Source organism: Corallococcus sp. bb12-1 (genome assembly GCF_026626765.1).
In the GTDB taxonomy this organism is placed as follows: domain Bacteria; phylum Myxococcota; class Myxococcia; order Myxococcales; family Myxococcaceae; genus Corallococcus; species Corallococcus terminator.
In genome coordinates this window covers 260,577-281,484 of sequence record NZ_JAPNJZ010000015.1, presented here as the reverse complement: position 1 = coordinate 281,484, position 20,908 = coordinate 260,577, and the positions used below count along the sequence as shown (strand labels likewise).

Below are 20,908 nucleotides of genomic sequence, written 5' to 3'. Positions count from 1 at the left end.
GGCCATGTCCACCCAGGCCGCCGCCACCTCCGCTCCGTCCACCTCCAGCGCGCCCTCCATCGCTCCGCCGGACGCCCTCACGCAGGGGGTGCTCGACACCAACGCCGCCGTGCCGCAGGTCGACGCGGCGGTGGCCGCGCTGCTCGCGCTGAGCGTGCCCTCCAGCACGCAGGTCCCCAGCCTCTCCGCCGACGTGGAGAAGGCGCGCGCGGACGCGACGCTGTGGACCACCACCTACCGCCCCCAGGTGTTGTCGACGCTCGCGGGCGTGGCCCGGTTCGGACAGACGTTCGACACGGCCTATGCGCAGCTTCAGCCCCTCTCCGTGCGGCTGGCCACCGGTGACTCCACCGCCATCGCGCCCTTCCAGCAGGTCCTCACCCAGCTCCAGGCGGACACCCAGGCCACCGCGACGGCGACCGCCAGTGTCCACACTCAGTTGGTGACGTATGAGACGTTGATCGACGGGGACATCGCCCTGCTCAACGCGGACCAGAGCGTCCTGATTCAACTCCAGGCCCAGGACACGCAGGCCGCCCAGGCCGCGAGCCAGGCCGCGGATCAGGTGGAGCAGCAGATCCAGCAGGACGAGGAGCAGATCGCGCTCGCATACCTCCAGGGCCACTACTACGTCGCGGCGCTGGAGCAGACCATCGACATGCTCACGGGCAAGGACCGCGAGCTGCGCGACCAGGAATCCCAGCTCAATGCCGAAGCCAACGCCGCCTCCGAGGACGCGCGCGAGGCGGGCGGCACCAGCGCCCAGGTCTCCCAATACCAGACGTTCCTCACGGCGCTGGCGGGCAGCATCGGCACACTCGACAACGGCTGGAACGTCCTGGATTCGAACTTCACCGTGCTGCTGCAGAGCGAAGACATCACCACGTATGGCTTCTTCACGCCCTCGTTGCTCGCGGCCGTGAAGGCGGATTGGGACAACCTCGCCCTTCAGGCTTCCCTCCTGCTGGGTATTTGATGAAAGGGACACCATGACCACCACAGCGACCGCCACGAACGCAGCGCAGGACAGCGACACGAACACGGACCCGCCGGACATTGGCGGCAGCGGGCTGTCCACCAGCGTGACGGACACGCAGACCGCCGCGTCCGTCATGCAGATGTATACGAACGTCGTGCTCCAGACGCCCATCATGAACCTGCCGTCGGAGGTGGACAGCCTGTCGGGCTCCACCGTCGTGGAGCAGCTTCCGGTGGACCAGGCCAACGCGCAGGCCCACGCGCGCTACTACCTGCAGACGCTCAACCCGCAGATGGTGTCGCTCCTGGGCACCATCATCGGGTACGGCAACCAGTGGACCGCGATGTACCACCAGCTGCTCTACCTCGCCAATCACCTCGACACGGGTGACAACCAGCAGCAGTTCATCGACGGCATCAACCTGCTCATCAAGCAGTGCGGCGTGGGCAAGGACCAGGCCACCGCCACGTCCTCCGCGCTGTTGGCCTTCGCCACCGATTCCCTGGACGCGGACGTGGCGGCCTTCAACCAGGACTACACCAACGTGAACCTCGCGTACGGTGCGGACAGCACGGAGATCACGGAGCTCAATCAGCGCATCGCCGCCGACCAGAAGGCCATGGACACGGCGTGCTGGGTGATCGCGGGCTCGGCCGTTGCCCTGGGCGTGGGCAGCATCGCGGTCCTCGTGGGCATCTTCGCGGAGATTCCCTCCGGGGGAACGTCCACCGCCATCGTGGTGGGCGGCTTCGCGCTGGCCGCGGGTGGCGCCGTCGTGGGCTCCCTGGCCCTGGTGGACTGGAACAACGCCAAGGACGACATGGTCAAGGCGACCACCGAGCTGTCCAAGGACCAGACGCTCCTGTCGACCATGAACACGGCCATGCTCAACATCCAGAGCCTGAGCTCCGCGTGTAACCAGGCCGCGACCGCGGTGCAGGGCCTGGCGAACCAGTGGACCTCGCTGGCGGCGGATCTCCAGGCGACCATCGACCAGCTTGAAGTCGCCGAGGACGCCTCCTCGTGGATCGCCTCGCAGTTGGTGGCCGCCAACGCGGACTGGGAAACCACGCTCGCCCTGGCGATCTCCATCCAGCAGAACGGCACGCTGCCCGTGCAGCAGGAGAACTACGATGCGTGAGCCGTCCCCGGAGGTGTTCTCCCCCGTGCGCCTGACCACCGCGCTCGCTGGACTGGGCGCGGCGGGAACGACGCTCCAGATGTACGCGCAGGCCCTGGCGCAGCAGCCGGTGGTGAGCATGGCGTCGGTGCCGAGCCTCGCCACGGACCTGGGCCGTGCGCATGACGTGGCCCGGGCCTGCCTGGGGACGGTGATGCCCCAGGCGCTGAAGCTCGACGCGGCGAGCCTCGGGTTCATCAACCAGCTCATGGCCATGTATCCCCGGCTGCAGCATCTGGCCCAGCTCGTGGACCAGGGGGGCTCCGCTGGAAGCCAGGCGGCCCTCGAGCTCTCCCAGGGGTTGGACCTGCTCGCGCAGTTCCTCGCGCGGCAGACGGACACCGTCGCCGTGTTCGTGGCGGAGGCGCACCGGCTCTCCACCGTGACGACCGAGGTGTCGGATGCGCTGGCGGCGGATGCCGTCGCGGCGGCGGGGGATGCGGAGATCACGAGCCTGGAGGCGCAGATCAACGACACGCTGGCGGCCATCGACCAGGATTGTCAGACCATCGCGAAGGGGCTGTCCGGCACGGACAAGGCGTTGGTCCAACTGGCCATCAAGATGTACAACTGCGAGGACTCACCCGTGGCGGCGGCGAAGGCCTTCGTGGGCCTCATCGTCAACACGGCGAACACCAGCAGTGACATCCTCGCGGCGCAGCACGACGTGGAGCGGCAACTCCAGACGCTGACCACGCTCTACTCGGAGCTGAATCCGCTGCTCGCGGAGGCCGCGGTGGCGCAGACGGCGTCGCAGGAAGCGGCGCTGATGGCCCAGAGCACCACCCGCATGCAGCAGGCGGCGAATGACATGGGGCTCTCCTGGGCGGCGTTGATCCAGGGCTACGCGTCCCTCTCCCAGGCGCTCCAGCAGGGCACCTCCCTGCCGCCGCTCGCGCCCGTCCTGGAGGAGAACAAGGCGGGGTGGCAATTCCTGCTCGACGAATGCACGGCCTGGCAGCAGGTGGGCCTGTTCCCCGTGGTGCTGCTCCAGCCGACGACGGGCGTCGCCGCCTGAGGTCCCGCGGGCCGGCCTCCTGCCCCGCGGCCTCGGGGCAGGGGGCGGGCCCTCGCGGAGGGCCGGTTAGTAGCGCGGCCGGGTGGGCAGGTTCAGGTCGTCGCGCAGGACGTTCTCGCCCGGGCGGCCACCCTGCACCACGTCCGGCGTGGACGGGTCCTGATCCAGGTCGATGGGCAGACCCACCGCGGACGTCTCGCGGTTGTTGGTGCCGTTCTTCTCGCCGTTGGCCAGCGTGCCATTGGCGTAGTCGGACGCGTGCACCAGCTCGTGGAACAGGGCCACCACGGGAGGACGGTTCATCCAGTCCTCGTTGCCCAGCGAGATGCGCGTGGTGTTGTAGTTCACCGTGCCGTTGGTGCCCTTGCCCGCCGTGCCGTCCGCGTTGAACCAGGCGTCGGCCTTGTTCTGCGCGGCCGCGGAGTTGCCCCCGGACGTCTCCTGGATGGTGGTGGTGTGGCCGCTGTCGTCCAGCGTGCGCAGCAGCTCCTGGCCCGACGGCAGCGAACGCATCGCGTCCAGGTCCGACTGGGTGCGCGCCTGGAACTCCGCGCTGCCCGTCACCGTCACGGACCGACCGCGCTGATCCGCGTCCGTCATGTCGACGATTTCGCGCTCACCCGCGGCGTCAGCGGCGGTCGTCTCGTTCGCCTCCACGTACAGCTTGTCGGTGCCCTCGCCGCCCTCGACGGTGTCCGCGCCCGCGCCGCCCGCCACCGCGTCGTTGCCCGCGCCGCCGCTCAGCGTGTCGTTGCCGCGCCCGCCGATGACCTGGTCGTCGCCCTCGCCGCCGTCGGCCTTGTCGTCGCCCGCGCCCGCGTCGATGTAGTCGCGCTCCCCGCCGCCGGACAGGTCGTCGTTGCCATCCAGGCCGTAGAGCACGTCCCGGCCCGCGCCGCCCTCGATGCGGTCATCGCCCGCGCCGCCCTCCAGGTAGTCGTCGCCGTCCAGGCCGCTCAGCGTGTCGTTGCCCTCGCCACCGATGACGGTGTCATTGCCCACGCCGCCCGTGAGCGTGTCGTCGCCCTTGCCGCCCACCAGCTTGTCGTCGCCCGCGCCGCCGTCCAGCGTGAGCGCCTGCGTGACGCTCGCGTCCACCGTGATGGAGTCGTTGCCGGCGCCGCCGTTGATGATGGCGCCCTTCGCCTGTTCGGCCGTGAGCGTCACCGTGTCCGCGCCGGACTTGATGGTCAGCCCGCCGTCCTTGTTCTGCGACACCGTGGCGGTGTTGTTGCCCACGCCCAGGTCCACCACCGTGTTGCCGGCGGCGTTGGTGCTCACCTGCGGCGTCGTGGCGGCCACGACCGCCTTGGCCACGTTCTTCGCGGCCTTGCTGATGGCCGACCCCAGGTCGCTGAAGATGCCGCCATCCTTCTTCGCGCCAGCCGCCTCGCCCGCGGCGCGCCCCGCGCCGACTTCCTTTTCCTTCGCCGCCTGGGGCCGGACCGCCGGCGTGCGGGGCCCGGCGTCGAAGCCGTCCGCCATCCGCTGGGAGACGGCGGCCTTCACCGCGTTGGGACGCGGCGCGGCGGCGGGCGTCTTCACCGGCTCCGACTTCACGGGGGACGTGGGACGCGAACCGGGCTTGCCAATCGAAGTCATGGGCTTCTCCCAGGTGACGGACACACCTGGAGTGGATCCGGCGGACGGCCGCCGGGCGTCGGACGAACGCCGACTCGGGGATTGTCGCGGAGGGTCGCCCCCGGTTGCGTCCCCCCGCCCGATTGTCACGGTTGAGTGACACGAGTCGGGCTGTCGTGTGACACGCAGGGGCCGCCTGTAACGGTGTGGCAACAACCCGGGTGGGTGTGTTGTCGGGCTTGAACCCGTCCGGTAACGGAAGCGCAACTTCGGGACAAAGAGCGCCTCCGCTCCCCCCGACTGGCCCGACGCCTTCATGACCGTCACCTCTCGCTCCCGCACCGTCCTCCAGGCCCTGCTGTCCGGCACGTCGCTCCTGCTGGCCCCCGCCGTCCTCGCGCAGTCGGAGGCGCCGCCGCCTCCGGCGCCCGTGGCCGAGCCGGCGCCCGCGTCCGAGCCGGCCCCGGCCCCCCCTGTCTCCGTCGAACCCGCCGCGCCCTCCGTGCCTCCCGCCGCGGCCCCGGCGGCGCCGCCCCCGGAGGTGAAGAAGGACAAGCCCTGGTACGAGCGCATCCACCTGCGGGGCTACACGCAGGTCCGCTACAACCGCCTGCCCAGCTTCCGGGTGAACGACGCGCTCATCAACGACCAGGGTGACCGCTTCCTGGGCAAGGACAACGGCTTCGGTCTGCGCCGCGCGCGGCTCGTCTTCTACGGCGACGTCCACGAGCACGTGGCCATCTACCTGCAGCCGGACTTCGCCTCCGTCATCGGCGACCAGTACCACGTCGCCATCATCCGGGACTGGTACGCGGACATCTCCGTGGATTCGAAGAAGGAGTTCCGCTTCCGCGTGGGCCAGTCGAAGGTGCCCTTCGGCTTCGAGAACCTCCAGTCCAGCCAGAACCGGCTCGCGTTGGATCGCAACGACGCCATCAACAGCGCGCTGAAGGACGAGCGTGACATTGGCGTGTTCTTCTACTGGGCGCCCGCGGAGATCCGCGCGCGCTTCAAGTACCTGGTCGACAGCGGGTTGAAGGGCTCGGGCGACTACGGCGTGGTGGGCCTGGGCGTCTACAACGGCCAGACGGCCAACCGGCCGGAGCGCAACAACACCCCGCACGCCGTCGCGCGCGTCACCTATCCGTTCCAGTTCGGCCAGCAGTTCGTGGAGATGGGCGTGGGTGGCTACTACGGCCGCTTCAACCTCGCCGCCGCCCCGCGCGACGACGCGGCCTACGCGGTCGCACGCGGTCCCGACATGGTGGATGCCCGCGCCATCGTCAGCCTGATGGTGTACCCGCAGCCCCTGGGGTTCATGGCCGAGTACAACCTGGGCCGTGGGCCGTCGCTCGGAACGGGCCCGGACGAGGAGCTGCTCATCGACAGCCGCAACCTGCACGGCGGCTACGCGCAGCTCATGTACAAGCTGGACGACGTGGCCGGCATGACGCTCATCCCCTACCTGCGGGGCACGCTCTACAAGGGCGGCAAGAAGTTCGAGACCAACGCCCCCCGCTACGACGTGCGCGAGCTGGAGCTGGGCGTGGAGTGGCAGATCTTCAAGGCGCTGGAGCTGACGGGCGCGTACCTCATCGCGGACCGCAACTCGTCGCGCTACCCCTACACCCAGCAGCAGGGGCACGTGACGCGCGTCCAGCTCCAGTTCAACTACTGAGCCGGGACGTGGAGGGGCAGGGCGGGTGCGTCCGGGGCGGGTGTCGCCCCGGGGACCTCGCTCAGCCCCTCACGGGAGACGCGGCTCAGCTCGCGAGCGGCGTGACCTTCGCGACCGGCTCCGGGGCCGGGAGCTTCACGTCGGGCCAGGCTTCGGGCGCCAGCGTCAGGCTGAAGGGGGGCGCCGAGCCACGCAGCGTGAGCCAGAAGGCCTTGTCCGCGGTCAGCGCCTGGGCGATGCGGCCCGACGTCGTGCGCACGCGCTCCACGATGGCCTGGAGCTCCTCGGGCGACTGCGCCTCCAGCATCCCGACCACGTTGTCCCAGACCCGCTGACGCCAGACGATGAGCATCTGCATCACGGCCTTCTCCATCACCGGGCGGCTGAAGGGCACGCGCAGCGCCAGCCGGGTGGAGGTGCAGTTGTAGCGCTCCGCGAGCAGATCCAGGCACTCGGGGATGCACTGGCGGAGGATCTCGTTCACGTGGAAGTAGTCGTGCCGGTAGCGCGCCATCTTGCGAGTGTCGACCGGGGGCGTCTGGTGGGCAATGTTGTCGTACACCACCATGCCGAGGTCGTGGTTGATGTGGGCGCTGACGCCCAGCAGCGCGTCCTGGAAGGGACGCGTGAGGCCCGCGGCCGGGTAGTGCGTCGCGAAGCGCCAGGCGGCGGTGGGTAGGGGCAGCTGGCGGAGCGAGTCGCGCACCGCGATCAGCGCCTCCTCGGCGAAGCGGCCAGTGAGGTGCGACAGCCACTGCGGCTCCAGGAACCCGCCCGCGCCCGGTGCGCTCAGCAGGTGGACGACCCGCCGCGTGACGATGGCATAGATGTCCAGGAAGATGGCGCGTGAGTCATTGCGCTCATTCAACCGGCCGAGGATCTTCTCCAGCCCCTCCAGCGCCTGCTCCGCGTCCACCGGATTCCAGAGCACGTCATCCAACTGGATGGGTCCCAGGTCTCCCGGGGCCTTCGTCTCGTGGAGGTGGACCTTGTTCGAAGAGCTCTTCCGATGCGGCTGGGGGGTGACCGGCGACACACTCATGGAATGATACTCCGCAGCTTGGGGGAAACTGCTTCACGAGAAACGTACACCACTTTCTCAATGAAATTGAAATAGGCCCACGTGTCCGCCGTGACTCGCCGACGCGGCCCGCATCCCGTCGATGTTTCAGGGTGTGTCCCTCTCGTGACACATGACGGGGCGGCGGAATCCAGCCAGCGGGATCCGCGTCGCGCGGGGAGAGGGATTGAGGTGCTCCAGGGACCGGTGCCGCGTGGATACGGCCGGTGAACGTCATAACTCCACGCGTATGACGCGCGTGTCGCGCAGCGGCGCCGCCAGTCGTGCCAGTGGACACCTTCGCCCTCTGCATTCACATGGCATCCGCCTTGCTATGCATGCTTCCCGCGCAAGTCGGGTATGACTTCGCCGTCGCAGTTTCCCTGACCTGCGCGGGCAGTGCGGCAGGACCCAACCGCTCCCCGGCGTGAACCTGGACGCCGGGAGTCGTCACCCCGGAGCTTCGAACCCATGAATCGAGCGAGCCCGTCCCCCGTCCTGGAAGTCCCTCCTCCGCCCGCGACCTCGGGCTCCCGTGGCCGTTTCTGGGCGGCCCGGCTCGTGTTGTTCGTGGCCTGCGCCAGCGTGGTGGCCACGTCGCAGGCCACCTCTCCGGACGTCGACTCCAAGGAACTCGTGGGTGCGCCCCTGAGCCTCACGACCGAAGCGCCCAAGGCGTCGCGCCGCCTCCTCATCCGTGCCTCGGCCCCCAAGCCGCCCTCCAAGCGGGCGGAAGGGGAGGTGTCGGTCCGCGTCACGGCGAGGTGGATCCCCGCCGACCCCAGCCAGACGGTGAGCCCCTGGCTGAAGGTGATGCTTTCCGAAGATGCGGACAGCTCCGGCGCGGTGTCGTCCGGCATCCTGACGGCGGGGACGCCCTTGACCCTGGAGGGGAGCGGCTACCTTTCGCCGGACTGCGAGCTGAAGGACTCCTGTGAGTGGAGCAGGCACGTGAACTTCGAGTTCCAGGCCAACGCCGCCGCCGGCACGGTCGAACTGGAGTGGACGGCCCAGGCCCATGTCCGCGTGGTGGACACCAGCAGCGTGCCCGATGGCTTCACCGTGGACATTTCCGCGCCATGAACCCGACCCCGCGAATCGATCTCCACCCGCTGCTCCGGCGCTTCCTGCTGCTGACGGGGCTGGTGTTGATGACCCCGGCGTGTGGTGGGGACTTCGACACGTACCTGGATCGGCGGAGCCCGCCCACCGAAATCATTGAGTTGAACGCGAGCGAACCCGTGGTCACGCGACGCCTCCGCGTGGTGGCCGCGGGCAAGCCAGGGACCCAGACGAAGGTGACCTGGCCCTATCTCTCCGTGAAGGTGTCGCGGTTGTGGGAGAGCTCCGAGGCGAGCGTCGCGGAGGACATCTATCCGTGGTTGCGCATCAGGCTCGTGGATGAAAGCGATGGGGACCTCCTGGGTGAGGACGTGGTGGCCTTCGGTGAGGAGGGGCGGGTCCGCGAGGCGGGCCTGGCGAATTCGCCGGGACGGGAGGACACTGCCGAGCAGTTCGACGTCACCTACCGGGTCGAGTTCGAACGGCAGGGGCCTCCCTCCAACGGCATCATCAAGCTCACCTGGGAGGCCAACGCGGCCGTGTCGTCCAACGGTGACTGGGATGAGGTCGAGTTCACGGTGACGGAACTCTGAGTCGCGAGGCCGAGAGGGTTTCGCCGCCCGGAGCGGTTCCCTTCAACGATACACGCTGCGGATGCGCCGTGCCCCGGGCCACTCCGGGCTCGGCACGCTCCGGGCCTGCTCCTGGTGCTGTCGATACACGGCGATGACCGGCTTGGGCAGCGCGCCGACGCCTTCCAATGCCAGACGCACCGGCCTGTCCCCCAGCGCGGCGATGACCCGTTCGGTGCCTTCGGAAGACAGGCCGCTGTTGCGCAGGTCGACGTAGCGCAGGTGCGTGTTGGCCATGAGCAGGCCCGCCAGGGCCTCCGCGCCCTCCGGCCCGAACCTGTTGGGCGGAGCCTGGAGCACCCGGATTCGCGGCCAGGTAGAGGCCGAGGAGCCGTGGGGACTTCCGGAGCAGCTCCGCCAGCGGACGCGCGGCCCGGGCCGTGAGCCGGTTGCCGCTCAAATACAGCCATTCCAGCGGCGCATCGCGCGCCAGCAGTTGCTCGACGAGGGCGGCCAGTCCCGCCTCCCCCAGGCCCGTGTCCACCAGGTCGAGGGTGCGCAGCGCGGAGGTGGCCACCGCGTCCGCGAGCAGGGTGGTGCCCTGGGCGCCCAGCGGGTTGCGCTTGAGCCAGAGCCCTTCCACCGACGGACGGATCCGCACCGCGTCCGCGAGCTGGCGCGTCCCCTCGGGACCGATGAGGTTGCAGCCCAGGTACACGGTCCGGATGCGCGGGTTGTGTCGCACCAGCTCCGCGACCGCCGCCGCGCCCACGTCGCCCATGCCGTTGGTGCCCAGCAGCAGGCTCGACACATGCGGGTGGTCTCGGAGCGCGCCCAGCACCGCCTGGGTGCCTTCCACGCCCAGGCCCTGCTTGCAGAGGTCCTGCCTCCCGTCGGGCAACAGCGTGCCAATGGGGAAGCGGGTCGGCGCGCTCGCCAGGGTGCCGCCGCCCAGGTGGTCGAGCAGGGGTTGCAGCTCGCGTGGGTCGCAGCGCGGGAGGACGGGGTGTTTCACCAGGGGGCAATCCGGCTGCGCGGGCTCTGCTTCCGGGAGGTCCGTCACCATGGCGCGCTCCGGTAGTCCTTGAGGAAGAGGCCGTGCAGGGGCTGGCCCTGCACGCCCTGCACGATGGGGTCGTAGACGCGGGCGGCGCCATCCACCACGTCCAGCGGGGTGATGAAACCCTGCTCGGACATGCGGAGTCGCTTCTCCCGGGGGTTCTCGTTGGTGAGCCAGCCGGTGTCCACGCTGTTCATGAAGATGCCGTCCCGCGCGTAGTCTTCCGCGGACGTGCGCGTCATCATGTTGAGCGCCGCCTTCGCCATGTTGGTGTGCGGATGGAAGACCGTCTTGTTCTTCCGGGAGAACTGCCCCTCCACCGCGGAGACGTTCACGATGTGCCGGTCCGCGTGCGGCGAACGGAGCAGCAGCGGCTTGAGGTGCGCGTTGAGGAGGAAGGGCGCGACGGCGTTGATGAGCTGCACCTCGAGCAGCTCCACGAACGGCACCTCATGCAGGCGCAACACCCAACTGTTCTCGGAGCCCCGGTCCTCCAGGTTGCCGTCCGGGCGCTCCGCGAGGGCCTGCGTCAACGGGAGCAGTTCGGAGGCTCCCGAGGGCAGCAGTCCGGCGCGGGTGGGAGGCGCCTGGAACGCGGTGCTGTCTCTCAGCAGGGCGCTGGCGGGTGGAGGCAGCAGGGCCGCCTGTTCCCGTGCCTGGAGGGAGCCGAGCTGCTCTGGCGTCGGCCGGAGCGTCTGGGCCGCGTTGTTGACGAGGATGTCCAGGGACGGCTCGGTGGCGAGCAGGTGCTCCGTGAAGGCCTTCACGCCGGGCAGATAGCGCAGGTCCAGGCCGAACACCGCGAGCCGGTCCGCCCAGGCCGCGAAGTCCGGTTCGGCGGCGAAGCGCCGCGCGGCATCGCGGGGGAAGCGGGTGGTGATGAGCACCCGTGCGTTGTCGCGCAGCAGCTTCAGCACGAGCTGAAAGCCCACCTTGGTCCGTCCGCCGGTGATGAGCGCCGAGCGCCCTGACAGGTCGGCCCGCTGCTCGCGCTTCTCCTCGTTGAGGTTCGCGCACGGAGGGCAGAGCAGTGGATAGCGCGCGTGGAGGCGCGTGAAGGGCTGCTTGCAGACGTAGCAGTGCTTCGGGTGGCGCAATCCGGCGTCGGTGCGGGGCTCCGGGTCGCAGAGGCTGCGCACGCCGAGCGTCTCTGTCTGCGCGCGGAGGACGCCCTCGACGAGGCCCCGGTCCTCCTGTTTGCGCTGCTGTTCACGCTGCCGGCGAAGGCGCTTCTTCTGGCCGCGCTGGACCTGGATGGCGGCCTGTTCAATGGCGTGGCGGGCCGGGTGGTCCTCGGGCCACTGTTCCACGGAGCGCAGCAGCGCCACACAGCGCTCAAGCTCCTCGGCGGAAGGGATGGCGGTGGGAGTGGGCAGGGGCTTCATCGCGCGATGCCCGGGTGGACACCGACCGGATTCGAACCGGCGTCTTCCGCCTTGGCAAGGCGGCGCGACTCCTCTGCGCTACGTCACCCACCCGGGCGGGACCTTCCTATCCGTCGCGCGTCGAGGGGCGCAAGCGGGGCCGGGGGACATGCAACCTTGGGTCGGCTGCCATTTTCCGAGGACAGGCGCCACGCTCTCACTCCGCTTCTCACCCAGGCTGCTCCGCGCCGCCGACGGGCGCATCCCCGCCAGCAGCCCCCTGGCCGCGCTCGGCCCCTGATGACTCCAGACATCAGGCCCCTGACTCCAGACATCAGGGGCTGCTCCCGGGAGGGCTCCCACGCCGACGCAACCCCCTGGAATCAGGCAGGCCGCACGAGGCCAGGGGGCGTGAAGCGGTGGGCACGCGGGGTGCAGTAGGGGTGATGCGTCGCCGCACTCCACTCCCGAGGCCTTCCCATGAAGCTGCGCTCCTCTTCGTTCTCCAAGCCTTCTTCTTCGTCGTCGTCCAGCTCCCGCTCGCGCAGCAACAGCGTTCCTGCCCGGCCCGAGAACGCGAAGCCGAAGGCCCCGGTGTCGCCCGCGGAGCTGAAGACGGGCAAGGACAAGCTCAAGCCGACGGACTACGGCGTGGTGGATCCGAAGCTCCAGGGCATCCGGACCCGCCGTGACAGCGGTCAGTCCGGCGCGGACTTCGCGGACTTCACGCAGGACGTGCGCAACTCCACGAACAAGCTGACCAGCAAGCCGGTGGGCAACCAGATGCTGACGGAGCTCAACGGCCGCACCCAGGCCGTGAACCCCGGCGCCACGGGCACGCTGGGCAAGCCGCTGACGGCGGTGGACATCTCCTCCGGCCGCAACGCGAAGCTACCCATGGCGCATGCGCCCCGCGACAACGGCACCATGTCGTCGATCCGCCCGGCGTACCGCTTCGACGGTCAGCCCGGCACCGGCACCGCCAGCAACATCAAGTACAACGAGAAGGACTCCGGCCCGCGCTTCAACAGCCTGGGCCACGAGTCGGTCCACGCCTGGCGCGCGGCCAATGGTGTCCAGGTGAGCCCCCTGGAGGCCAGCAAGCACAGCAACGCCGACGTCTTCAAGCAGAACCCGGCGTTCTCGTCCGACATGAAGAGCACCGTCGACAACCGCCTGATGCTCACGGAGGAGTTCGAGACCGTCGGTCTGCGCCCCACGCCGCACACCAAGAACAACTGGGCCCCGTCCGAGAACGCCATCCGCGCCGAGCACGGCCTGCCGTCCCGCCAGGACTACTCGGGCCTGAAGCCCGACGTGAAGCACGGCGGCGACGAAGCCTTCAAGGACTACGACGAAGGCACGGACAGCCGGAACTTCTTCCAGAAGCTCGCGGGCCAGCCGTCCCCCTTCCAGAAGATCGTCGGCGACCTGGAGAAGTGACACGCCGGGGGCTCACGTCCCCGCCTTCGCGCAATCCTTCCCCGCGCCATCCGTGAGGAAGGAGTGCTTGAATCCCCACCTCGCGCACCGGGCCTCCCGGGTGCGCGGGGGCAGGCGCGATTCGGGCCTTGAAGGGATCCACCATGCGGTTCGTGTTCCGTGACGGCGAAGGGCAGTGGCGAAATGGCTGGAAGGCGCTCGGCTCCGTCCTGCTGACGGTCGTGCTGGGCGGCGGTGGCCTCCTGCTCCACGGCCTGCTGCCAACGGCGCTTCGCAAGGCCGTCCCTCCGCCCTTCGTCCTCTTCCTGGCCACGCTCCTCGCCAGCTTCGTCTGTCTGCGCCTTGAACGGCGGTCGCTCGCGTCCATCGGCTTGTCGCCGGGCCGGCGTTGGGGGCGCGACCTTGGCCTGGGCGTGCTGGGCGGCATCGTCCTGGTGTGCACCGTGGCCGTCCTCGTCGGAGGCGCCGGCGGCTTCCACCTGGAGTGGGCGGAGGCCGCTTCCGTGTCCGTGCTCGTGAAGGCGGGCTGGATGATGCTGGGCGTGGCGCTCTTCGAGGAGACGCTGTTCCACGGCTATGCCTTCCAGCGGGCCATCCGGGGCCTGGGCGTGCGTTGGGCGCAGGTCCTGCTCTCCGTCATCTTCTGCCTCGCCCACCCCTTCAGCTCCGAGATGGCGGGAGGCACGAAGGCCGTCGCGATGCTCTCCACCTTCCTCGCGGGGTGGATGCTGGGCCTGTGCTACCTGCGCACCGGCCAGCTCGCGCTGCCCGTGGGTGTGCACCTGGGGTGGAACTGGATGCTGGGGTGTCTGGGTTTCGGCGTGAGTGGCAATGACTCCCGGGGCTTCTGGACGCCTGTCTTCCATGACCGCCCGGAATGGTTCACGGGCGGCCGCTATGGCCTGGAGGGCTCCATCGGCGCGGTCGCCGTGCTGGGATTGGCGATTGTAATCCTGACGCGCTGGAAGGGCTTCCCACCGCCGGAGACGGCGTCCCACGGCGCCCCGGAAATCGGAGCGGGGGGACGACCGGAGACAGCGGCGGACTCCGCGGCCTGAGGCGGGCCCGCCACGCTCAGGCGCGCTAGGTCGGATCGAAGCCCGCGGTCCCCGGTGGCGGCTTGTCGGGGATGTCGTTCTCCGGCTTGCGCTCATCGCCCACCCAGCTCGACTCGGGCGTCGCCTGCACGCCCGCGTTTCCCGGTGGCGGCTTGTCCGGAAGGTCCTTCGCGCCGTTTCCCCTGTACCCCGTGTGCTCCGGCTGGCTCTTGCAGACCGTCATGTGCGTCCCCCTGCTGGGAGGCTCCCGCGCGCTCCACCCCGGCCTCGCGCGTGACCTCATCCATACAACGTCGGAGGTCGTGTTCTTTTTTGGAGAGCCCCCAGGTGGGGTCTGCTCATTCGAACAGGAGCACGTCGCGCACCCACCCGGCGTCGGGAGAGGTGCTCAGCCACTGACGTCGCTCGTCGCGCAGGGCGATGCTGGGCAGCACTCCGGCGCGGATGCGTTCGCGGACCGCGTCGAAGAAGCGGCCCGCCGTGTCCGGGATGGCGACCGTGGCGGCCAGCACCGCGCGCGCGCCGGCCTCCACGAAGGCCACCGGCAGGCTGAAGGATTCGTGCGGGAAGGGCGCCGTGTGCGCGGCGCCACAGGCCGCGAGCAGCACCAGGGGCGCGCCGGAGAGCTTTCGCGAGCGCACCTGGTCGGCGGTGAGCGCGTACCGGCCATCCGCCTCCGGTGACAGCACCAGGAGCGAGGCGTCCGACAGCTCCGGGCTGAATACCCCATGCGTGTGGATCTCCACCTCGGTGGCGGTGCTGAGCGCCTCCAGCACGCGCGACGGCGTGGCGCGCGCTCCTTCCAGCGTCACGCGCCGGGGATCGATGCGCGACGGCGCCTCCATGGGCGCCAGCCGGGGCAGCCCCAGCGCGGCCGGCGCGTCCACCCCGGCGACGACCAGGTGCGCGCCCTCCTTCGGGCCCAGGCCCGCGGTCGCTCCCCGGCCCACCCGGTAGCTCCAGGCCATGTCCGGCGGCAGCAGCCCCGGCAGTCCATTCACCGGCGGCGGGGCCAGCACCTCCACGTGGGCGCAGTCGCGCAGCGCCTGCTGGAGCGGGGCGGGCACCAGCCCGGAGGTCTCCTTCCCGAGCGGCGTCGTCCGTCCCGAATCCAGCGACCCCAACACCTCGCCCGTGGCCCCGCGCACCACCGCGACCGTGCGCTCGTGCTGCACCGACACCGCGAGCACGCAGGTGTCCGGCACGCTGCTCACGCGCAGTTGCCGTTCCACCAGCGCCAGGGCCTCGGCGAAGGCGCCCGTGCGTCCCGCCTCGGAGATGAGCGCCGCATGGGCATACCCCCGGGCGCGGCGGGCGTTCGCGTCCGCGGGCCACTGCTCCGCCTGCGTGATGGCGCTCCAGAGCAGGCCGCGTCCCGCCGTGCGGTCGCGCTCCAGCTCGAACTGGCCCTCGATGAAGTCCGTCAGCGCGCGCTCCCCGGGCCGCGTGGCGGTGTGCCGCAGCTCGGTGAGGGTCCGGCGCATCGCGTCCGCCGCCCCATCCAGGGGCCCGAAGCGCGCCAGGTCCGACAGCACCAGCGCCCCGGCCATCTCCAGCGGGCCGCCGGACTCCAGCGTCTGCTCCATCTCCTCGCGGGCCTCGTCGATGCGAAAGCCCAGCCACGCCACGTTCGCCAGGTTCCGGTGCACGTAGCTGCGCTGAGCCGGGGCGTCCGGCGTGCGCGAGAGCGATTCGCGCAGGTACGCGCTCGCGGTCGGCAGCGCGTGGCCCAGGCGCGCCACCTGTCCCAGCGCCTGGAGGAACTGCCGCTCCAGCTCCCACTCCTCGGTCTGCTTCGCGAGTTGCCAGCCCCGCACCGCGTGCACCCAGGCATCCGCCGGGCGGTGCAGCTCCTGCAGGTACATGTCCGACAGCCACAACTGGAGCCTGGCGCAGCGGTAGGCCAGCCCCTGCGCCTCGCACGTGCGCAGCGCTTCCAGCACCCGCGCCTCCGCCTTCCACCACTGGCCGTCGCGGACCTCCCGGTTCGCCCGCGTCTGTTCGGCGATCAGGTGGAACCACGGATCGCCCAGGCCGTCGGCGGCGCGGACGAAGGCCTCCACGTCCACCGGCCGGCCCTGGTTCAGCTCGTACCCGAGTGCCCCCACGTACAGGTCATCCTCGCCCGAGCGCCGCAGGGCCTCCAGGAAGGCCTCCCGTGAAGGGTGCTTGTCCTGGGTGAACCGCACGTAGTCCCGCGCCAGGGGGCCCCGCAGCCGGAAGTCGTGTTCCGCCACGCGTGTCACGTATTCACGCAGCCGCGTGCCGCCGTACGCGCGGTCCAGGGCTTCCGCCAGCGGGAGCAATCGCAGCGCGGCGTCGCGCGACGCCGCCGCCCGGACCGCGTCGTAGAAGGCGACCCGTACGATGCCCGGCAGCTTCCCGGCCTCCTCCAGGGGAAGCCGCGCGCCAGGGTCCGTCATCAGGTCCTGCGTCGCGGCCTGGGCCTGCTTCCAGGCACGCCCCCGGGCCTGCGTCCTCTCCCGGAGCGCGCGCGCCCGGGCCGCCGCCTCGGCGCTCCAGCCCGGCTCGCCCTGCTTCGCCACGGCCTCGAAGGAGTCCGCCGCCAGCAGGGGCAGGTCCATGTCCCGAAGGACGAGCGCCCGGTTCCACAGCGCCTGGGGGTGGTCCGGCCGTGCGCGGAGCGTGCCCTCCAGCAGCCGGAGTGCCTCATCCAGCGGCCCCTGCTCGCCTGCCTTCGCGGGTCCCAGTCCCACCGCCACCGCGCGGTCCGAGTCCAGGTCCGGGGTGGCCGGCGCGCGTTGGAGCCAGGTCAGCGCCTGTCGGGGATCGCCCGACAGCAGGTACGCGGTGGACAGCCCGTGCCAGTCCTCGCGGTCCTCCAGGGCCACCAGCTCGCGCAGCGGTGGCGGCGTCACCTCCGGGAGCGCTCCCCGCTGGGGGACATAGGGGCGATGGCCTCCCGCCGCCGCGTAGGTGAGCCGCGCTTCCAGGGGGCGGTTCGCCGCCGAAGTCCGCCAGGGGAGGGGGGCCTCGCGCGCCGTCCGCCCTGGCAGCCCCGTGACCGCCGCCATGCCCACCGCGAGCGCCAGTCCCCCCGCGACCCGCCAGGGCCGGCGTCCGGGACGGACCGGCTCCGGAGGAGGCAGCGGCTGCGGCGCGGGCACCGCGGCCGGGAGGGGCACGGCCTCCAGGGCCGCCTGGGGACTGCCCGTGCCCTCCATCGCCAGGCGCCCCAACACGTCGAGCTGGAGGAGGTCATGGAAGCGGACCCCGCATGCCTCGCACCCGGCCAGGTGCGCCAGGAAGCCTTCATGCGCTTCGGGTGGCAGGTGGCCATCCACGAAGGCGGCGAGGTTCGCGCAGTCTGCGATCATCCGCGCCCCCGCTCACGGCGGGCCTCGGCTGAGCCGCGCAGCTTCTCCCGCAGACGGTGGCGCGCGTGGAAGAGCCAGGTTCCCACCGTCCCCACCGGAGCGCCCAACTGCTGGCCAATCTCCGCGTGTCGCAGCCCCTGCGCATGGAGTTCGAAGGTCCGGCGCAGGTTGGGAGGAAGTGAGCAGACGGCCTCCCGCAGCTCCGCCTCCGTGACGCACTCCCACAATTCAGGGTCTGGCGCCTCCGGATCCTCGAAGAGCTTGTGCACGTTGCTCAGGCCCAGGACCTGCGCGGTCTCCGTTCCCCGGCGGCGACAGCGGTCCAGGAAGCGGTTGTGCAGCACGCGCACCAGCCACGCGCGCTTCGCCGGCTCCGACCATTCCTGGAGCTTGTCCCACTTCAGCAGCGCCCGGAGCAGCACGTCCTGGACCAGGTCGTCGCATTCATTGGCGCCCCGACCACAGATGTTTCGCGCGACCGCCAACAGGATGGGCTGATGCCGGAGGGCGAAGGTGGCGTACTCCCGGTCGGAACCTTCAGACGCTTCTTGCACCATGGGGCCTCTCCTCGGTTGGAAAGAATACGTCCCAGGTGTGATTCCTTTGATTAAGGACCCAACCCCGTTGAACGGGTGTGGTCGCGCGCCAGTCTTTGTATGCAAAGGAAGACGCGCATTGTCGCACATGGATTCGTCCCCATCTTCAAGGGGTGCCCGGAGGCCCCCATGCGCGCACCCTGGATTCCCGCCCTCGTCCTGCCGTTGCTGCTCGCGCCCGGTCCCCATGCCGGCGCCCTGGCCGCTCCCTCACAGGACTCCCACGAGATGTCGGCCCAGGCCTTGAGTCTGACCTCGCTCGCGAAGGGCGCGGTCCTCTTCGACAACCTGGGGTCCCATCAATACCGGGTGACGACGGACTCTCCAGAAGCCCAGGCCTTCTTCAACCAGGGGCTGCGGCTGGCCTATGCCTTCAACCACGACGAGGCCGCACGCTCGTTCGCCCGGGCCACCCAGTTGGACCCCTCGTGCGCGATGTGTTTCTGGGGCGTGGCCCTGGTGCTCGGGCCCAACTACAACGTGCCCATGCTGCCGGATCGGGCCGCGGTCGCCTGGGAGGGCGTGCGGCGCGCCCAGGCGCTCGCTCCCAGCGCGACCCCGGAGGAGCAGGCCCTCATCAACGCGCTGTCCCGGCGCTACGGGGGACCGGAGCCCCGTTCCCCCGCCGCGATGCAGCCCTTCAACACGGCCTATGCCAATGCCATGCGCGAAGTGGCCCAGCGCTTCCCGGACGACCTGGACGTCCAGGTGCTCTTCGCTGAATCGTTGATGAACCTGAACCCCTGGAAGCTGTGGACGCTCGACGGCAAGCCCGAGCCGGGGACCGGGGAGATCGTCTCCACGCTGGAGTCCGTGCTCGCGCGCGCGCCGGAGCACCCCGGGGCCAATCACTATTACATCCACGCGGTGGAGGCGTCGGAGCACCCGGAGCGGGCGTTGCCTTCGGCGCGCCGGCTGCCGGGGTTGATGCCGGGGGCCGGACACATCGTGCACATGCCGTCGCACATCTACCAGCGCGTGGGGATGTACGCGGCGGCGGCGGAGAGCAACCGTCGCGCCATCCAGGCGGATGAAGCCTACCTGCGTCAGGTGGAGCCCCTGGGCTACTACCCCATGTATCTGGCCCACAACTGGGGCTTCCTCGCGTTCGCCGCCTCCATGGAGGGGCGCAGCGAGGAGACGCTGCGCGCGGCGCGCGCTTCGGCGCGGGTGATGGATCCGGAGATGTTGGCCCAGATGCCCGGCATGGACTTCTTCGCCGCCGAACCCCTGCTCGCGATGGTGCGCTTCGGACGCTACGACGAGCTGCTCGCGGAGCCCCGGCCGGCCGCGAAGTACCCGGTGCTCACGGGGCTGTGGCTGCACGCGCACGGGCTGGCGCTCGCGAACCGGGGCCGGTTCGAGGAGGCCCGCGCGAACCACGCGGAGCTGGTGAAGCTGGGCTCCGAGGTTCCCGACACGCTGACCGCGGGCAACAACAGCGCGAAGGACGTGCTGGATGTGGCGGCCCGGGTGCTGGATGCCTCCATCGCTGAACGCCAGGGCCGCTCCGACGCGCTGACGCGCTGGGAGGACGCGGTCCGGGCCGCGGATCAGCTGGCGTACTCCGAGCCCGCGGACTGGTTCTACCCCGTGCGCCACTTCCAGGGCGCGGCGCTCCTGGATGCGAAGCAGTGGAAGGCGGCGGAGGCCGTCTACCGCGAGGACCTGCGCCGCAATCCAGGCAACGGGTGGGCGTTGTATGGCCTCACCCAGGCGCTGGAGGGACAGGGCCGTGAGCGCGAGGCCTCCCTCGCGCGTCAGCGGTTCGAGAAGGCGTGGGCCCACGCCGACATCCGGCTCAGCCGCACGGCGCTGTGACGCCCTAGAAGACGCAGGCGCGGTTCACGCAGGAGCCCGGTGAACCCTTGCAGGAGCAGTCCGAATCGTCGATGCAGCGCGTGGACGGGCAGGTCGGTCCACCGCCGCCCCCACCGCCGGGGTACGTGTAGCTGCACGCGTTGCGGTTGCACGCGACGGAGGTCGCGCCGGGACACGCGTTCCGGCACTCCTGTTCGGTGGAACACCGGACCGACACACACACGAGGCTCGCGAGCTCCGCCTCGTCGGGCGTCGCCTCGCTGACCTGGGCCTCGGAGGACTCGACGCTCGCGCACACCGCCGAGGACGTCACGGCGGACGGCTCCGCGAACGCGTTGGCCGTCGCGAAGGTGAGCAGGAGGGCGAGGCCCCAGGGCAGGTTCCGACGGGACGTCATGGCGGTGTTCCTCTCGGCTCCCGGGACTGCCACACGGCAGTGTGTGGGAGTTTCCGGGAGATCGAGATTATCACGGCTGACTTCCCTGTCGCGGAGGCCCGTGGAGGGCGGGTCGGATGGCAATCATTGCCATCGGGGCGGGCCCCCGGAGCTCACCCCGGCGTGGTCGCTTCGGGGCTGGCTGCGTGGGCCGCGGCGCTCCTGCGGAAGCCGTGGATCCACGCGCCCGTGGCGACGAGCGACGGAATCACCACCGACAGGGTGAGTGCGACGAACACGGCGTCGTTGGCGGCCTGCCCGATGAGGTCCACGCCGGACACCCGCAGCCACGCCTTCACGCAGGTGATGGACCAGTTGGCGTAGTTCGCGACGATGACCGCCCAGGCCAGCCGCTGCTGGCCGACGGGGCCATAGCCCAGCATGGGGAGCGTCCAGGCCACGCCCAGCAGGAGGAACGTGCCCATCAGCGCGTTCAGGTGCGCGGCGAGCGCCATCTGCGGATCCGCGGGCACCTTGCCCGTCATCGCGGCGGACACGTAGCCGCCGGTGAGCAGGCCCAGCAGCATGAGCCAGGCGGCGGCATAGGCCATCCGTCTCGCGGCGGGGCGGATGACGGGAAGCGGGGCGGGGGTGTTCTCGGGACGAACATCCTGGGAGACGGCTTGGGAGGAAGCAGGGCTCATGGTGGGCAGGGCGCCATC

At 70.4% G+C, this 20,908-nt stretch carries 18 protein-coding genes and 1 tRNA gene; 9 read left to right on the top strand and 10 right to left on the bottom strand.

The annotated features are described in order from the left end of the window. The first annotated feature begins 4 nt into the window (after positions 1-4). Genes OV208_RS18345 through OV208_RS18335 form a run of 3 tightly spaced genes read left to right on the top strand, consistent with a single transcriptional unit; the run spans position 5 to position 3,177 of the window. On the top strand, positions 5-976 hold the full coding sequence (locus OV208_RS18345) for an HBL/NHE enterotoxin family protein (RefSeq protein WP_267575132.1): 972 nt from the start codon (positions 5-7) through the stop codon (positions 974-976). A gap of 13 nt (positions 977-989) precedes the next feature. Next, a complete protein-coding gene (locus tag OV208_RS18340; protein ID WP_267575131.1) occupies positions 990-2,120 on the top strand; it encodes an HBL/NHE enterotoxin family protein in 1,131 nt (376 codons plus the stop codon). Then, positions 2,113-3,177 (top strand): HBL/NHE enterotoxin family protein, encoded by a 1,065-nt coding sequence (locus OV208_RS18335; protein ID WP_267575130.1) that lies wholly within the window; start codon positions 2,113-2,115, stop codon positions 3,175-3,177. The genes OV208_RS18340 and OV208_RS18335 overlap by 8 nt, the downstream gene beginning before the upstream one ends. 66 nt (positions 3,178-3,243) lie before the next feature. Here OV208_RS18335 and OV208_RS18330 read toward each other — a convergent pair whose 3' ends face one another. Then, positions 3,244-4,779 carry a M91 family zinc metallopeptidase gene (locus OV208_RS18330; RefSeq protein ID WP_267575129.1) on the bottom strand — a complete coding sequence of 512 codons (1,536 nt, stop codon included), beginning with the start codon at positions 4,777-4,779 and terminating at the stop codon, positions 3,244-3,246. A 295-nt stretch (positions 4,780-5,074) separates the two neighbouring features. Between OV208_RS18330 and OV208_RS18325 the strand changes: the two genes are divergently transcribed. After that, positions 5,075-6,436, top strand: a complete 1,362-nt coding sequence (locus OV208_RS18325) for a porin (RefSeq protein WP_267575128.1) — start codon at positions 5,075-5,077, stop codon at positions 6,434-6,436. Positions 6,437-6,521: 85 nt separating this feature from the next. On the opposite strand, the gene OV208_RS18320 is transcribed toward OV208_RS18325, so the two are convergent. Continuing rightward, positions 6,522-7,478 carry a DUF5995 family protein gene (locus OV208_RS18320; protein ID WP_267575127.1) on the bottom strand — a complete coding sequence of 319 codons (957 nt, stop codon included), beginning with the start codon at positions 7,476-7,478 and terminating at the stop codon, positions 6,522-6,524. Positions 7,479-7,967: 489 nt separating this feature from the next. On the opposite strand from OV208_RS18320, the gene OV208_RS18315 reads away from it, so the two are divergent. Then, entirely contained in the window at positions 7,968-8,579 is a 612-nt protein-coding gene (locus OV208_RS18315) for a hypothetical protein (RefSeq protein ID WP_267575126.1), read from the top strand. After that, positions 8,576-9,151, top strand: a complete 576-nt coding sequence (locus OV208_RS18310; RefSeq protein ID WP_267575125.1) for a hypothetical protein — start codon at positions 8,576-8,578, stop codon at positions 9,149-9,151. The genes OV208_RS18315 and OV208_RS18310 overlap by 4 nt, the downstream gene beginning before the upstream one ends. Here OV208_RS18310 and OV208_RS18305 read toward each other — a convergent pair. The 3 genes from OV208_RS18305 to OV208_RS18295 form a co-directional block, all read right to left on the bottom strand. Then, positions 9,132-10,196: a hypothetical protein gene (locus OV208_RS18305; protein ID WP_267575124.1), complete on the bottom strand. Its 1,065-nt coding sequence runs from the start codon at positions 10,194-10,196 to the stop codon at positions 9,132-9,134. The genes OV208_RS18310 and OV208_RS18305 overlap by 20 nt on opposite strands. Continuing rightward, positions 10,190-11,575, bottom strand: coding sequence for an SDR family NAD(P)-dependent oxidoreductase (locus tag OV208_RS18300; RefSeq protein ID WP_267575123.1), 1,386 nt, complete (start codon positions 11,573-11,575; stop codon positions 10,190-10,192). Before OV208_RS18300 ends, OV208_RS18305 begins: the two co-directional genes overlap by 7 nt. A 15-nt stretch (positions 11,576-11,590) precedes the next feature. Next, positions 11,591-11,658 (bottom strand) — tRNA-Gly (locus tag OV208_RS18295). 376 nt (positions 11,659-12,034) lie between these two features. On the opposite strand from OV208_RS18295, the gene OV208_RS18290 reads away from it, so the two are divergent. Next, complete coding sequence (locus tag OV208_RS18290) at positions 12,035-12,997, top strand: M91 family zinc metallopeptidase (RefSeq protein ID WP_267575122.1); 963 nt, start codon at positions 12,035-12,037, stop codon at positions 12,995-12,997. Between the two features lie 143 nt (positions 12,998-13,140). Continuing rightward, a complete protein-coding gene (locus tag OV208_RS18285; RefSeq protein ID WP_267575121.1) occupies positions 13,141-14,055 on the top strand; it encodes a CPBP family intramembrane glutamic endopeptidase in 915 nt (304 codons plus the stop codon). A 25-nt stretch (positions 14,056-14,080) separates the two neighbouring features. On the opposite strand, the gene OV208_RS18280 is transcribed toward OV208_RS18285, so the two are convergent. From OV208_RS18280 to OV208_RS18270, 3 genes are all read right to left on the bottom strand, one after another. After that, positions 14,081-14,278 (bottom strand): hypothetical protein, encoded by a 198-nt coding sequence (locus OV208_RS18280; RefSeq protein WP_267575120.1) that lies wholly within the window; start codon positions 14,276-14,278, stop codon positions 14,081-14,083. Positions 14,279-14,393: 115 nt separating this feature from the next. Further along, a complete protein-coding gene (locus tag OV208_RS18275; RefSeq protein ID WP_267575119.1) occupies positions 14,394-17,393 on the bottom strand; it encodes a CHAT domain-containing protein in 3,000 nt (999 codons plus the stop codon). Then, positions 17,390-17,950: an RNA polymerase sigma factor gene (locus tag OV208_RS18270; RefSeq protein ID WP_267575118.1), complete on the bottom strand. Its 561-nt coding sequence runs from the start codon at positions 17,948-17,950 to the stop codon at positions 17,390-17,392. The genes OV208_RS18275 and OV208_RS18270 overlap by 4 nt, the downstream gene beginning before the upstream one ends. Before the next feature lie 168 nt (positions 17,951-18,118). Here OV208_RS18270 and OV208_RS18265 point away from each other — a divergent pair, with 168 nt between their 5' ends. After that, positions 18,119-19,810, top strand: a complete 1,692-nt coding sequence (locus tag OV208_RS18265; RefSeq protein WP_267575117.1) for a hypothetical protein — start codon at positions 18,119-18,121, stop codon at positions 19,808-19,810. 4 nt (positions 19,811-19,814) lie between these two features. On the opposite strand, the gene OV208_RS18260 is transcribed toward OV208_RS18265, so the two are convergent. Both OV208_RS18260 and OV208_RS18255 read right to left on the bottom strand, forming a co-directional pair. After that, the gene (locus OV208_RS18260) at positions 19,815-20,207 is read right to left on the bottom strand and encodes a hypothetical protein (RefSeq protein WP_267575116.1); all 393 of its coding nucleotides are present in this window, start codon (positions 20,205-20,207) and stop codon (positions 19,815-19,817) included. Between the two features lie 152 nt (positions 20,208-20,359). After that, entirely contained in the window at positions 20,360-20,890 is a 531-nt protein-coding gene (locus tag OV208_RS18255; RefSeq protein WP_267575115.1) for a hypothetical protein, read from the bottom strand. Between the last annotated feature and the right edge of the window lie 18 nt (positions 20,891-20,908).